The 14,039-nt window shown below is 43.3% G+C and carries 11 protein-coding genes and 2 tRNA genes; 10 read left to right on the forward strand and 3 right to left on the reverse strand.

The genetic code is table 11. The features are described from left to right. The first annotated feature begins 98 nt into the window (after positions 1-98). The 4 genes from Q0852_RS00205 to selB all read left to right on the forward strand — a co-directional run bounded on the left by Q0852_RS00205 (position 99) and on the right by selB (position 3,942). Positions 99-190: transfer RNA gene (locus tag Q0852_RS00205), tRNA-Sec, on the forward strand. Between the two features lie 163 nt (positions 191-353). After that, positions 354-445: transfer RNA gene (locus tag Q0852_RS00210), tRNA-Sec, on the forward strand. A 330-nt stretch (positions 446-775) separates the two neighbouring features. Beyond that, the gene (gene selA / locus Q0852_RS00215; RefSeq protein WP_299012851.1) at positions 776-2,143 is read left to right on the forward strand and encodes an L-seryl-tRNA(Sec) selenium transferase; all 1,368 of its coding nucleotides are present in this window, start codon (positions 776-778) and stop codon (positions 2,141-2,143) included. Next, a complete protein-coding gene (gene selB / locus Q0852_RS00220) occupies positions 2,140-3,942 on the forward strand; it encodes a selenocysteine-specific translation elongation factor (protein WP_299012852.1) in 1,803 nt (600 codons plus the stop codon). The genes selA and selB overlap by 4 nt, the downstream gene beginning before the upstream one ends. Positions 3,943-4,054: 112 nt before the next feature. Here selB and Q0852_RS00225 read toward each other — a convergent pair whose 3' ends face one another. Further along, on the reverse strand, positions 4,055-5,239 hold the full coding sequence (locus tag Q0852_RS00225) for a hypothetical protein (RefSeq protein ID WP_299012854.1): 1,185 nt from the start codon (positions 5,237-5,239) through the stop codon (positions 4,055-4,057). A gap of 506 nt (positions 5,240-5,745) precedes the next feature. Between Q0852_RS00225 and Q0852_RS00230 the strand changes: the two genes are divergently transcribed. From Q0852_RS00230 to Q0852_RS00245, 4 genes are all read left to right on the forward strand, one after another. Further along, entirely contained in the window at positions 5,746-6,381 is a 636-nt protein-coding gene (locus tag Q0852_RS00230) for a winged helix-turn-helix domain-containing protein (RefSeq protein WP_299012855.1), read from the forward strand. Beyond that, positions 6,366-6,845, forward strand: a complete 480-nt coding sequence (locus Q0852_RS00235) for a hypothetical protein (protein WP_299012856.1) — start codon at positions 6,366-6,368, stop codon at positions 6,843-6,845. The genes Q0852_RS00230 and Q0852_RS00235 overlap by 16 nt, the downstream gene beginning before the upstream one ends. Positions 6,846-6,977: 132 nt before the next feature. Then, positions 6,978-7,736, forward strand: a complete 759-nt coding sequence (locus Q0852_RS00240; protein ID WP_299012857.1) for a DUF1007 family protein — start codon at positions 6,978-6,980, stop codon at positions 7,734-7,736. 68 nt (positions 7,737-7,804) lie between these two features. Continuing rightward, positions 7,805-8,881: a nickel/cobalt transporter gene (locus Q0852_RS00245; RefSeq protein ID WP_299013427.1), complete on the forward strand. Its 1,077-nt coding sequence runs from the start codon at positions 7,805-7,807 to the stop codon at positions 8,879-8,881. Positions 8,882-8,948: 67 nt separating this feature from the next. On the opposite strand, the gene Q0852_RS00250 is transcribed toward Q0852_RS00245, so the two are convergent. Then, positions 8,949-10,313, reverse strand: a complete 1,365-nt coding sequence (locus tag Q0852_RS00250) for an endonuclease/exonuclease/phosphatase family protein (RefSeq protein WP_299012858.1) — start codon at positions 10,311-10,313, stop codon at positions 8,949-8,951. A gap of 357 nt (positions 10,314-10,670) precedes the next feature. On the opposite strand from Q0852_RS00250, the gene Q0852_RS00255 reads away from it, so the two are divergent. Then, positions 10,671-11,639, forward strand: a complete 969-nt coding sequence (locus Q0852_RS00255) for a DUF4382 domain-containing protein (RefSeq protein ID WP_299012859.1) — start codon at positions 10,671-10,673, stop codon at positions 11,637-11,639. Positions 11,640-11,870: 231 nt separating this feature from the next. Then, positions 11,871-13,586, forward strand: coding sequence for an NAD-dependent malic enzyme (locus Q0852_RS00260; protein ID WP_299012861.1), 1,716 nt, complete (start codon positions 11,871-11,873; stop codon positions 13,584-13,586). Between the two features lie 107 nt (positions 13,587-13,693). On the opposite strand, the gene Q0852_RS00265 is transcribed toward Q0852_RS00260, so the two are convergent. Continuing rightward, positions 13,694-14,026 carry a DUF3392 domain-containing protein gene (locus Q0852_RS00265; RefSeq protein ID WP_299012862.1) on the reverse strand — a complete coding sequence of 111 codons (333 nt, stop codon included), beginning with the start codon at positions 14,024-14,026 and terminating at the stop codon, positions 13,694-13,696. Positions 14,027-14,039 lie beyond the last annotated feature (13 nt).

A 14,039-nucleotide genomic window follows, 5' to 3' on the forward strand; every position in this document is an offset into this window, starting at 1 on the left:
GTTTTATATTTATTTGTGTTTGTTGATGAAGTCACAAATTATGATATAACCACTTTTAAATCATAATCTTATTGGGTAAATTAAATCCATCGAAACGCGGAAGTGGATGGGGTCTGGTGGCCCTCCCGGTCTTCAAAACCGACGTGAGCTGAATAGGCTTTGGCAGGTTCGATTCCTGCTCCTTCCGCCAACTCTAACATTTTCTAATATTGGTTTATCTAATATTGCTTTCAATTAATGTTAGGGCTGGTTTTATAATATAGGTTGCTTTTAAATTGTTTATATTTAATCCAGAGTAAGAAAGATACAATGGTAGTAATATTTGCCAAACTCATTTAAGAGTAACGAAATACGGAAGTGGATGGGGTCTGGTGGCCCTCCCGGTCTTCAAAACCGACGTGAGCTGAATAGGCTTTGGCAGGTTCGATTCCTGCTCCTTCCGCCAACTTTAACTTTATTATTATGACTGTTTATTCTGAAAGTTAGAGTTATTGAACTTTGAATGCGAATGTTGTTAATTGAATTGTTCGTGTTTATTCAGGGTAAGAAGAATGACGGTGGCAATAATACTCGCCAAACTGATTTAATTTAATTGGTTTTCATCTTTATACTTGTCCCTGAATCTTCCCGTAATTTGCCCTCTAAAATTTCTCGAACAGAAATAAATTAAAATCCCCTATAAGCATTGATAACTAGATTTAGTCATTTGTTATTGATTTTTATCAGGTGTTGGAATGCTTTCTGTTTTTTGTTTTATTTATATCGGGGCTTTATTATGACTGTAAGCACCTTATCTTCAATTCCACAAATTGAAAAGATTCTTCAGCAAGCTTTTATTTCTCCTTATATTGAGCGGCTTAGCCGTCCGGTTGTGACTGACATTGTTCGTGATCAAGTGCAAGCATATAAAAAAATGCACTTGAAGGATCCTGAAGGTGTCCCGTTTTCCCTGGAGCAGCTATACCACTATATCGAGCAAGCCTGCTGGCTGATGAATCAGCAGCGTTTGCAGCGGGTGGTGAATGGAACTGGGGTAATTGTCCATACCAACCTTGGTCGCTCGCCGCTTGATGCTGAATTATGGCAGAGTGTGGCTGAGGTAAATACCCACTACAACAACCTTGAAATTGATTTGACAACTGGCAAACGAGGTAAACGCAAGGGGATGTTGCAGCATCTGATGCAATATCTGGTTAAAGGCGAAGATACTTTGGTGGTAAACAACAATGCCTCTTCTATTTATCTGATGTTGCATGAGTTGGCAAAAGGTAAGGAGGTGATTGTCTCTCGTGGTGAGCAGATCCAAATTGGCGGTGGGTTCCGGATCCCGGATATTCTGACTTTGTCCGGTGCCAAACTGGTGGAAGTGGGAACAACGAATATTACCACTACTCAGGATTATATCGATGCTGTAACAGAAAATACCGCGATGGTACTGCTCGTCCATACCTCTAACTTCAAGATCCGTGGTTTTACGGAGTCACCAGATGTTAAAGAGCTAGCGCAGGCGCTGCCAGATCATGTGGTATTAGCTGTTGATCAGGGTTCGGGCACAACGACGGAATCTATGCCGGATGAACCGACGGTTGCTAGCTATATTCAGGCTGGTGCTGATCTGGTTTGTTTCTCTGGTGATAAAATTCTGGGCGGCCCGCAAGCTGGCTTAGTGACAGGCAAGCAGCCACTGATCAAGCAGCTTGAAAAGAACCCGATGATGCGCGCATTCAGGCCAAGCAGGATTGTTTATTCGCTGCTTGAAGAGTTAGTTGTGCGTAAGCTGAATCAGCTCGACAGTGGGCGTGGTGTGGCTGAAAGTAAGAATACCCAGTCGGAAGCGGAGCTTGAACAAAGAGCTCAGCAGCTCGCAGAAGGTTTTGGTGAACAGTTACAGGTTGTGCGTTCTGAGATGACGGTGGGCGGAGGTTCATTGCCAGATCAGAATGATCCGTCATGGTCAGTTGAGATCAATCCGGATAATGCACGTTACAAGCGATCGGCTGAAAGACTGTTGCAAGTTATGCGTAACTGGCCGCTGCCAGTAATGGGGGTGATTAAGCATGACAAGGTACAGCTTAATCTTGCAACGATTTCTGAATCAGAAATTCCTTATCTGCGTAGCCAGCTGGCGGAGGTATTGCAATGAGTTTTATTGTCGGAACCGCTGGCCACGTTGATCACGGTAAATCAGCTTTGATTAAGGCGCTGACAGGCATTGATACTGCGCACCTTCCTCAGGAAAAGAAACGGGGGATGACCATTGATCTTGGTTTTGCCTTCTTTAAACATCCTAATGGCGAACCGGTTGGTGTGATAGATGTACCGGGGCACGAGCGCTTTATACGCAACATGGTAGCCGGGGTTTGGAGCCTCGACATGGTGCTGTTTGTGGTAGCCGCCGATGAAGGCTGGATGCAGATGTCAACTGACCACCTGAAAGTGATTGCCTCGATGGGAATCGAGAATGTCACTTTGGTGATCACTAAATCGGATCTGGTCGACGATCAAATGCTGTCATTGGTTGAAGATGAAGCTTTAGAGCAGTTTCTTGAAATAGCTGGTTTTATTCCTGATTCAATGGTGGTCTCTTCCCATCAGCAGAAAGGGATTGAGGCATTACGTCAGCATATTTGTCGCAAGCTAGATGTGATGGAAGCTCAAGAGAATACACGGATAGATACTCAGCGTCAGGCTCACTTATATATCGACCGTGTGTTTACCGTAAATGGTGTGGGAACAACGGTAACCGGGAGTTTATGTGGTGGTGAATTTCAGGTTGGTCAAAAACTGATACTTCAGCCATCAGGCAGGGAAGTTCAGGTAAAAAGCTTGCAGTCTTACCACCAGAATATCGAGACCGCCAAACCAGTTTCCCGGGTCGCTATTGGGCTCAAAGGGGTAAAGAAAAAAGAAGTAGAGCGTGGTTCTTGCCTGATGGCTTCGAAAGAGGCTGGTTTCATGGTCGACGAAGTGATCGTGCGGCTCAATAGTATGTTGTTTGAAAATAAGTGCCGTAATAACAGTGAAGTTGAAGTTGCTTTCGGTACTTTTAATACACTGGCGAAAATCTTTGTATTTAAAGGGACTAACTTGGCTCGCCTGAGACTGAAAGAGCCTGCGTGTTGTTTCTGGAATCAGCGTGCCTTGCTGATCCAGCATGGCGGAAGCCGAATCGTCAACTGTGGTGCTATTGTCTGGGGCGGAGTGGTCGAAAAACAACATCGAAATAAACTGTATGACTTGTTGATGGATATGCCGGAACAGTCAGAATGGACGGATTACGTCAACATCAATATGTCGCTCTACGGTTACGCTAAACGTGGTGATCACCAGTTGGATGAAAGCAGTTATAAGGTTTGCGGTGAATGGTTGTTTACCGAAGAATGCTTTAATCAGTCGCACCAGCAGGTTGAAGCTATCCTCAAGCAGGAGCAGATTGATCTGTCTGCTAATGAGCTGAGCGGTAAGTTGCAATTACCGATAGCGACATTGACAGCATTGCTTCAGCAGATGGTGGAAGAAGGCAAGCTGCGTCAGAACGGAGAGTTATTCTCATTAGGTAATGGTCGTAGTGAAACTCAGCTCTCACCGGTAGCTAAGCAGATTCTTGAGCGAATGAGCCAAGCTGAGAAGCAGGGGTATGAAGCTGAGAAAGAGAAAATCCCAGGGGCACAAAAAGAGTTACGAAACTTGGTTCGACTTGGTTTTGCTGTGCCAATGGAAGGTAAAATTTATTATGAGAAAAGTATTTATGACAGCTTTGTCACTGATCTCATCGAAGGACGGGAAATTGATGAACGTTTTACGATTGCAGATGCAAGGGAGCGAATCGGCTTATCTCGTAAGTATATGATACCTGTTCTGAACCGTATGGAATCAGATGGTTGGATTAAGCGAATTGAGAATGACCGTCAGGTGCTCAGAACTATAGAATCCATAGCGTAATTTTGATGGATTGCCTTAACACTGAACCTTGACAATAAGTCTGATTTAGCTGAGTTCGATTACATAAATCCCTCGATAAACATCGAGGGATTTTTTGTAGCTACGTTATATATTACAAACGGCAACTACTCATCTTAAAGCGATAGTCGTTGCCAATTTCATCATCAAACGTTTCGTTAATGACCTCACCTGCACGCTCAGCCAGGTTCAAGTTCAACTTACTGTAATCTGTTAGGTAAAATGAGATATTTCCGTTATCGTTTTCTGAAGTTGTCTCTCTTACGACGCCATCTGTAAAATCGAAAATATTGATAGTGGCATCCTGCTCACCATTGTATGTAATTTGGATCAGGCCGCTGGGAACAAAGTATTCGTTAGTGTTTTGGTAATAGGTGCCGACATACTTGATTGTTCCTTGTCGTTCCCATTCCTGTGTTTTTTGACCCGAGACTTGACCTTGTGATCCAACACCATCAAAGTGCCAGGTTCCTGAAATGCTGTTTGCTCCGATATTTACAGAAAACTTAGCAATATCGTCATAATCAGGATTGGTACTTCCAATACTTAGCGGTTGGCTTCCGCCTTTTAATTCCAAAGGCTTACCAAGAATACCAATATGTACATAGTCATCTTGTTCAGATAAAACAGCACCACGGGCACGAAGTCCTACAGGATCAATTGCGACTCCAAATAGACCGCTGTCATCACCACTGTATTCACCGTAATAAACGCCACTAATATTGCATCTTAGCGTTTCATTAAAATGTTCTATTGCTTGTTGAGCACTAGGTATGTTGATATCGATGTATTGAGATAACAGTGTCGAAATATCATTTACACCTTGGTCTGATGTTATGTCGATATTACTCATGTCGACATCGTTTGAAAGGTATGCGCGTAACCTTTCGCTTATTTGAATTCCGTTTTCAGGGGCTTTATCTTTATCTAACGCCATTAAAACACGTACCATGTTCACGTTTTCAGTGTCAGATGGGTAAAGAAGGTTTGTCATTTCAATCGGCGTAACAATCGGACTCGCATCAGCCTCGCCAAGCGATAGCGAGCCGATCGAAAACTTGATCTTTTCTCCTTCTTTGTACTGAAATCGACCTGCACTTTCTGTAACCCCTGCCTGTGATTCCGTACGATAAGTCACGCCACTGACGGCTGCATCTCTAAAATATCCAGTGTTAACTGTTTTCTCTGTATTAGTGTTTTCATTTGTAGAACCACTACCACACCCCTGTAGGTATAATGCACTTAGTATTAATGCTAGTGCTGTTTTATTTGTTTTCATAGCTATCTCCGATAAGGCTAATTTTAGTGTTAATGAAAACACAAGTTCAAAAACTAATGGGTATAGTGAATCCCATTAGAAAAACACAGTGTAAAATCACTGTATTTATGTGATTTTTGTAATCGACTTCAGCACTGGTGCTATTTTGAAAACATTTAATTGGGATTGGTTTTTTAAATCCTACATAAAAGTCTTCTACTTGAAAGTTAGAAGTGACAATTTGACTGTCACGTTCCTTATACATACACGTATTTCATTGCAATCAGCGTAACTTGTAGCGGTAAACTACGAACTTTTTATGCTTTGGTAAAATAATCAATCAATAATTAAAAAATTAATCATTTAAATACAGTTGGTTATGCATCCCGAGGTTAAGTGCGCACTTAGTTGTGTAAGATTTTTGTTTTGAGAACGTCATCACAAAATTTGTTTATTGTTGTGTAAATCTTGTGATGTGTTTTTGAGGCTGTTTATAATTGATGCCTATATCAATAGGTCACTGTTTTATGAAAATAAATATAACGAGTAATATTTATCTCGATATGGAAATGTTGAGAGTTGTGTGTTTTGATGACGAGAGCAGTGAATCTTTTTATAAGCTATCGCCATCGGAGGCCAATATTTTAAGCTATCTTGTTGATAGAAATGGCCAATTAGTCTCGAAGGATGAGTTGATAGCGTTTGGGTGGAAAGGCAGGGTTGTGGGGAACAACTCTTTAAATGTTGCAATTCACAACTTAAGGAAGGTGCTATCTGTCAGTGAAGATATAAAACTGGAAAACATACCTAGAAGAGGATATGTTTATTCTAGTAGTTACATTGAATATGATAATAGGGAAGTCGTCTCTAAAAATAAAGAGCGAGTTAATATCAATGTGCGGCATGAAAATCTTATCAGTAGGAAGACCTTTCAGTTCATTAGACTAATGATACTCGTGTTCGCTAATTTGGTATTTTTCAGGTTTTATCTGATGACGTATATAGATGTTGTTGATGTGGAATGTAAGAGAAATCATTTAGGTATTGCCTGTTACTCTAAAGATAGTGCAATTGGTGCGCATGTTGACGATATAAGTAAAGGGGTTAGTGTTTTGTCTGAGTTAAACTCCACAAATAAGGAGATAACATGGTCAAAATTATAATGAAAAGTTTAAAGTTACTTTTAATCGCTAATGTTATCTTTTCGATCGTCTTTATCACTTTGGTTTATGTTAATGGTCTCGGTTGTAGCTTTTCAATGAAGTATTGGTTGCCGGATGCTCCATTTGATATTTATGCCACTTGTCACGCAGGAACTGTGAACCTAAGAGTTTCTGATAAAGAAAAACCGTCCAATACTATTTTGGAGCTTGAAGGATTACTATTTCCTATTTTTGATTATCAGATGGTATATGTAAAAGAAATTGATACAAAAAATTTAAATCAAACAGAACAATATCCATTTAAAGTTGGTTTGGAAAATAATTTTTTAATGAGTTCAGCTATAAAAAGGTTTAATCATAAGTGGGTGGGTGTGTTTGCAAGTAGTCCGATTGATATCGCTTATCTTGCTCAGATCGATGGCTATCTCAATATGCAGGATCGGTTGAGACTTAAGCAGGATTGACACAGTGTTGTATCGTCTGATTTTACCTGCATTATTAAATAATCACTTATGGTGGTGATTGTTTGGGTTTATCTTTTCGTAATAATTGCGAGTTATGTTATAACATAACAATAAATAAAAGGCGTTAGCATTATGAAAAAACACCATCTCCATCACTTTCGGCAACGAACCCATTTATTCAGACGAGCCTCTCGTTTTGTCAGTAATGTCTATCGCCAATTATCAAATTACAAACATTTATCGCGATGGCCACGTAAGAGCCTATTGCTTTGGGCGTTAGCGGTATTTGTGGTGCCGACTGTGCAAGCCCATCCTCATTCCTGGGTTGATATGAAAACCTATATCGAAGGTAAGGATGGGATGATCACTGGCTTTAAAATGGAGTGGTCTTTTGATGCGATGACCTCGGCTTACATGCTTGATGGTGAAGATGTTTCTTCCGAAAACGAGCAGGAAACCTTTCGTAAGATCTCGGCATCGGTGCTAGAAAATATGAAGTACGAACACTACTTCACTTACTTTTATGATGGCGATAATCCGATTAAGTACAAAGTGGCCCATAGCGAGAAACTAACGCGTGACAGAGCTAAGTTAGTACTCAGTTTTGAGCTTCCTTTTTCAAAGCCAAAGCCGGTTACACGAGATTCGTTGCGTTTATTGATTTTTGAGCCGAGTTACTATGTTGATATGGCGTGGAAATCGGCAAACGATGTTGTCTTGTCGGCTGAGCTTGCCCGCCAATGTCAGCTGGAAATGATTGAGCCTAATCCGACTTCTGAGCAAATGAGCTATGCGATGTCTTTGCCTACTGACGCCGATCCGGATAATGCGCTGGGACAGCTGTTTACCCAGACAGTGAAAATCCATTGTGCGGGTATTCCTGCTGCCTAATGAGTACTCGTCAGCCCAAAAGAAAAATAACCATGAACCAACCTTCTTCTCAATCAGAGCGTAACGAAATGGTAAGACATCGGGCTCACCGAGGTCGTTGGTGTGTAGCCGCTATTGTCTCATCAGCCTTAGCAATCGGGTTATATCAGTTGTGGTTGTTGTGGCCATCACTGGTGGTTGCCAGTATTCAGTGGCAGCGCGAGGTAAACGCTCAACTGGCAGACTTGTTATACGATGCCAAGGCAAACCCGTTGATTGCTGGTGGATACCTGGCCGGATTCAGTTTTCTTTATGGCATGCTTCACTCATTAGGGCCGGGGCATGGCAAAGTGATTGTTACTACCTACCTCGCGACCCATCCGACGAAGGTAAAAGCAAGTCTGATGCTTACAGTTATTTCAGCTTTGTGTCAGGCATTGGTCGCGATTGTATTGGTGAGTGTTTTGGTTTGGGGCTTTAGCGCGTCAATGCGTGCGGTTAATCAAAAGGCGATGATTTTTGTGTCGCTGAGCTTTGCGTTGGTAGCTGTGCTGGGAGCACTGATTTGCTGGAAGGCGATAAAGCATATTTATTACTCAATGCGGCATTCTAAGCTTCAGGTGATGGCTTTGACGCCGTTGTCAGCTCAATCACCTGACGAAACCGGACAGCTTGCGTTAGAGTCAGCGGCTCACTCTTCAGCCCAGCCTTTTGCAGGCAAGCCTTCTTTAGCTGAGAACCATCACCATCATTACGAAGGGTGTGGTTGTGGTCACCAGCATGTCGCTGATGCTGAAGCGATTAACCGGGCTTCCACATGGAGGGAGTATGTCGGTATTGTGGCAACGATTGGGATTAGGCCTTGCACCGGTGCCATTATGGTACTTCTGTTTGCCAATATGGTCGGAATGTATTGGATGGGAGTCATTAGTGCGGTGGTGATGGCGGCAGGGACAGCACTTACAACCTCCCTCATTGCGATGATGACTTTAACTGGTAAGCATTTGGTTAAGCGCTATCTGATGGCCGGCAACAATAGTAGCAAGACGGGCTGGAAACTGGCTGGTTACTATCTACAGCTTTTGGGCGGTATATTGCTGGTGGTTATTGGACTATTGCTGATGGGCGGGCAGGATTACGGTATTTCTCCGGTGTTTTCTGTTTAAATGAAAAAGCCCTGTGATGTTTCTCATGACAGGGCTTATTGATTTCAGTCAGATCCGCGAATTAAGGCTACTTCGTCAGGTCAAAATCGACCCACACCAGACGGTGGTCAGAAGAGACACCTTTGCTGTTACCTAGTTCTTTATCGTAAACAAGATGGTAGCCGGCTTCATCGCTTGCCGGCCAGAATACGCCAGAGTCTGTTACAGTCAGGTTTTCAGATGGGATTACGTGGTCGAGGCGAAGACCACTCTTACTAGTGATGTGATCAATGTACGGTGTGTTTTTGTTGTCACCGGTGCAGATTTCTAGATCGAAACATTCCGGACCGCCTTTACTGGTTGGGGTTTGGGAGCCGATTGTCGCGTGAATGTTTACCAGCGGACTCTTTTGCAGATCGTTAATGGCTGTCAGATCGCCATCCCCCTGAATTGGATCGGCGTTCAGATCACCTGCAATAACGAATTTGCTGCCTGCTGCAAGGCCGCCTGTAATGCCTTTGTCATCATACATGTAGTTGTCTGATTCGATGTAGTCTTTCCAGAACTCGATTTCAGCATGATTTCGGATGACATTGTGGTTTGCCGCATTTGCCCAGATTGGCGGGGTAGGGTGCGAAACCAGGAAGTGAATGACTTGTTCGCCGGAAGGTGTCGGGATAATAATCGGCAGATCCGCGTGGTTTTTCGATGAAAGCGGGAACTGCTGCCAGGCTTCATCACTGTACCAGTTGTCACCACAACTCTTGCCTGCCGGGATCTTAGTTGGGTCATCACATTTCACTATTTTCAGGTTGGTTTCGCCAGGCATATCTTTCCATTTGAAGTTCTGGAAAGTACGGATGTTGTTTTTATCAATTTTAAATTGGGAGAAAACGGCAAAGGCATACTGCCCGTGGTAATTACCAAAGCCCCATGCATCATTACCTTTATTTGTGTTGCCGAACTTATAGTCTAAATCGTAGCCGCTAGGCTTACCGGTATTGGTTGCTATATTTTGTTTGTAATTGAAACTGATTGGTTTCTGGCCATTTTGAGCATGAGCTAAATAGTTATCATGGAAGCCGTTTAGGGCTCTCATGTCTTCGCCTTTACCGTCGTTATTGAATTCAGCCAGCAGGAAAACATTCGGGCGGGTACGCTGAATGCTTTCGGCAACGTTGCGGATCTGGATAACTTTTTTCGCTGTTGCTTTCTCTGCATCTGTTAATGATGCGTCATTGTTATTGTAACGCTGAATAAGCGTAGATTGTTCATTGCGTTTTAGCGCCATTTCGGCAACAAGATCTTCATAAGAGGCACGGTCAAAAGAGAGATTATAAGTTGCAAAGCGGGCTTCAGTGAAAGTGTGGGGAGTTTCGTCATTATTCGTGCTACAGCCAGCTAGTGCAGCCAGGGCAATGGATGCAGCAATTATGCTTCGGGAAAATTTCATTTTTATTATCCGTAATGGGGTTTGAACGTGACGCATCCTACATACTTTTGTTGCAATGTGATTAGTTGCTTATTGTTGGTGTGAGCACAGTCTAACTAATTTGTCTTTGATGACTAAATTGTCGGCAATAAATAATCTGGTAAGCGTTTTGTTAATCTTGATGTGAGCAAATGATTATTTTGAGAGCGTATAGCGCCTTAGGCGCTGATCATTGAGTGAGTACAATGATGCTTTGGATTCTCTAATGATAGTTTTGTCAATTTAATGTGAGATTTGTCCAGAATGGGGGGTATGCGTTAGAAGAATATATGGTTGTTTTGTACTCTACGGGTTGAATTCATATTGAGGGTTTTATCAATGAGGCGTTTGGTTGTAGCGGGTATGGTAAGCCTTGCTCTTGTAGGGTGTAACTCTGGTTCGTCAGATAGTAATACGGCAAAATTTAATTTGGCATTTTCAGATGCGCCAGTTGATAGCCTGAAGAAGGTTTGTGTCGCTTTTGATCAGATTGCTGTAAAGAAGGCCAACGAGGATGAATCAAGTTGGGGAACAGCGTCATTTGCAGCTGACCAGAGCTCAGCAGAGTGTATCCCTGACAGCTACTCCATACCCGTTGATGCGGACGGTAATCCTCTGTTTATGGTCATTAACTTAATGGCTTATCAGGGAGATAAATCATTACAGGTTTTAAGTGATGAAGCTCTAGAAGCTGGTGCGTATACGCAAATGCGTTTGAATGCGATGGCTAGCGGAGATTATGGCGATTCTGCTAATACCCCATTTTCACATGTTGTAACGGATACCGATCAGGTTATGGAGTTGGGTTATACAAACGCCAATGGCAAGATCATTATCCCTAATTCTTTCAATATTTCGGCATCGTCGGCACCGAAATATACACTTGAATTTGATCTGCGAAAAGGCATTGTCGAAAATCAGGCGCATGGATACCGCTTAAAGACAACCGCTATTCGTATGGTGAACAATGAAAGTGTAGCTACTATTAGTGGTTCAGTGGGTTCGTCTGCTTGTAGTAGCGATATCAGTGATGCTCATGTTTACGTTTATACCGCACCGACTGATGGGAATTACGGAGATATTCAGGAGGGAGGAGAGAATACTCCTTACGCAACTACTGCTGTTGATTCTTCAACCGGTGCATTTGAGATAGGTTATGTTTCTGTCGGGACTTATGACATTGCCTTAGTGTGTAACGGTAGCGTTGATCATCCTGAAGAAGATAACAGCGGTGCCCTGAATATTGAAACGGGTTCAATCCATAAGGATACTGTTCTGACAACAGAAAATCTGACTGTTACGTTCTAAGGGAAATTAACTCCTCCGAATTTGAAGCCTGCTTGAATGAGCGGGCTTCTTTATTAATAACTATTTTTAAATCAAGTGATTATTCACTAAGCCTCACATTTTTCCTCAAACAATGGGCGTAGAATCTTTCGTTATCTCCTAAAGGAGTCAGTGTCAGCCCGGTATTTTCTGTCATCGCCACAGAATGATGCCGAGAGGGTTGATTGTCGAAAATAAGACTGGAGGGATACCATGACGATAGGCAAATACCTGCGTTGGAAAGATGAAAATGGCAATGAATTCAGACCAGTTTCCCTAACTGGTACCGAACTGCTCAACGACCGGACACTTAACAAAAGCACTGCGTTTACTTATGAAGAGCGGGAAGCGTTCCAGCTAAATGGCTTACTCCCTCCACGTGTTCAGACTTTCGAAGATCAGCTTAATCGTGTTTATGATGGCTTCAGGAATGCTTCGACTGATATAGAAAAATACCTTTTCTTGCGGGCGCTGCAAGACAGGAACGAAACTCTGTACTATGCACTGCTTTCGCGCCATGTTGAGGAAATGACACCCATTATTTATACCCCAACTGTGGGTAAGGCATGTCAGGAGTTCAGCCACCGTTACCAGAAAGCGCGTGGTCTCTACATTACAGAAGATAATGTCGACAATATGGGTGAGCAGGCCCGTCACTTCACGGGTAAAGATATTAAAATCATCGTGGTTACCGATAGCCAGGGAATTCTGGGGTTGGGTGACCAGGGTGTTGGTGGCATGGGTATTCCTATTGGTAAGTTGTCTCTGTACACATTGGGTGCGGGTATTCACCCTGCTCACTGTTTGCCAATTGCTCTAGATGTGGGTACTGATAATCAGGATCTTCTGGATGATCCAATGTATCTGGGTGTACCTCGTAAGCGGATGCGCGGTGAGGAATATAAAACCTTCATTAAGAAATTTGTTCATCAGGTTAAGCGTCACTTCCCGAAAGCTGTGCTCCAGTGGGAGGATTTCAGTAAGTCGAATGCATTCGATAACCTTAATGATTATGAAGACTTCCTGCCATCTTTTAACGATGATATACAGGGGACAGGATCGGTTGTTCTTGCTGGTATTTTGGGTGCGGTCAAAATCAAGGGTGAATCTCTGGCCGATCAAACCTATGTGGTATACGGTGCCGGAGCTGGTGGTGTAGGTGTTGCTGACCAGATTTATGCAGGCCTGTTGAAAGAAGGCTGCACCCAGCAAGCAGCTCGCGATAAGATCTTTATTCTCGATTCAAAGGGATTGGTCTTCGACGATCGTGATGGACTGGATGAATATAAGAAGCGTTATGCCAAACCTCATACTATTGCTGCTGACTGGCATACTGAGGAGCTAGGCAAGGTTAGCCTGACTGAGCTGATTAATAACCATCCGGTGACCGTGCTTCTGGGTACCAGTGGTATTGGCGGGGCATTTAAAGAAGAGCATGTGCAGAAGATGATGGAATACACCAAGCGTCCGATGGTGTTCCCGTTATCGAATCCAACCGCTAACTGCGAGGCTTTGCCTGCTGATATCTACAAGTGGAGTGATGGCCAGGCAATTGTTGCAACAGGTAGTCCGTTTGGAGATGTGAATTACAATGGCCAGGAATTCCGGATTGGTCAGGGTAATAACGTCTTCATCTTCCCTGGGGTAGGCTTGGCGGCGATTGTTTCCCAAACTAAGAAAGTCACTTTGGATATGTTTACCACGGCATCGTATGCGTTGGCGGAATGTGTATCTGAAGAAGATTTGGCTGCTGGTTGTGTATACCCAAGGATCAATCAGTTGACAACCGTATCACACCGGGTTGCGATGAGTATTCTGCAAAATATGCAGACTACGGATCCTGATAGCATCATGCGCGGCAAAGACATAGAGCAAGAGCTGGCCGAGCATATGTGGGAACCGACATACCTGCCTTACCGTCGGGTATAGCTTATTCGTTGATAGCAAGCAGTTTAAATTGCGCTTTATCATGAAAGAGCCCTGCATTATTGCAGGGCTCTTTGTGTTTATCTGGTTTTGGCGGTAGTGCTCTTTGCTTATATCGCTTTGTTTCGCTGTGCCCAAGCACCGACAAAAAGAAACGTTGCGACAACAACACAAAATAACCATTGGCTTGGTATGTTCCCCAGCTGTTTGGCGAGCCAGGGAGAGACGGAAATGCTCAGGAAACCATAGCCAAAGGCGTTAACCAGCACAAATACCAAGGTACGAACAATAAAGTTGGTGCAGGCAAGGTGGCGGCGTAGGATTCGGTTTATATCGGATCCGAAGATAACAAGCAGGCAAGCAATCATAGCGGTGGCAATTTCAGCCAGCCACGGACGCATAAACTGACCACCGTCGGCAAGGTAAGCTATTACTGTGTTCATGGGTATAAAAACC

The organism is uncultured Photobacterium sp. (assembly GCF_947502415.1).
Taxonomy (GTDB): Bacteria; Pseudomonadota; Gammaproteobacteria; order Enterobacterales; family Vibrionaceae; genus Photobacterium.

Bases quoted from the DNA above. Each gene is read 5' to 3' on its own strand.
- Q0852_RS00245 (WP_299013427.1), top strand. From the start codon at position 7,805: ATGGTAAGACATCGGGCTCACCGAGGTCGTTGGTGTGTAGCCGCTATT.
- Q0852_RS00235 (WP_299012856.1), top strand. From the start codon at position 6,366: ATGGTCAAAATTATAATGAAAAGTTTAAAGTTACTTTTAATCGCTAAT.
- selB (WP_299012852.1), top strand. From the start codon at position 2,140: ATGAGTTTTATTGTCGGAACCGCTGGCCACGTTGATCACGGTAAATCA.
- Q0852_RS00260 (WP_299012861.1), top strand. From the start codon at position 11,871: ATGACGATAGGCAAATACCTGCGTTGGAAAGATGAAAATGGCAATGAA.
- Q0852_RS00225 (WP_299012854.1), bottom strand. From the start codon at position 5,239: ATGAAAACAAATAAAACAGCACTAGCATTAATACTAAGTGCATTATAC.
- Q0852_RS00230 (WP_299012855.1), top strand. From the start codon at position 5,746: ATGAAAATAAATATAACGAGTAATATTTATCTCGATATGGAAATGTTG.
- Q0852_RS00250 (WP_299012858.1), bottom strand. From the start codon at position 10,313: ATGAAATTTTCCCGAAGCATAATTGCTGCATCCATTGCCCTGGCTGCA.
- selA (WP_299012851.1), top strand. From the start codon at position 776: ATGACTGTAAGCACCTTATCTTCAATTCCACAAATTGAAAAGATTCTT.
- Q0852_RS00265 (WP_299012862.1), bottom strand. From the start codon at position 14,026: ATGAACACAGTAATAGCTTACCTTGCCGACGGTGGTCAGTTTATGCGT.
- Q0852_RS00240 (WP_299012857.1), top strand. From the start codon at position 6,978: ATGAAAAAACACCATCTCCATCACTTTCGGCAACGAACCCATTTATTC.
- Q0852_RS00255 (WP_299012859.1), top strand. From the start codon at position 10,671: ATGAGGCGTTTGGTTGTAGCGGGTATGGTAAGCCTTGCTCTTGTAGGG.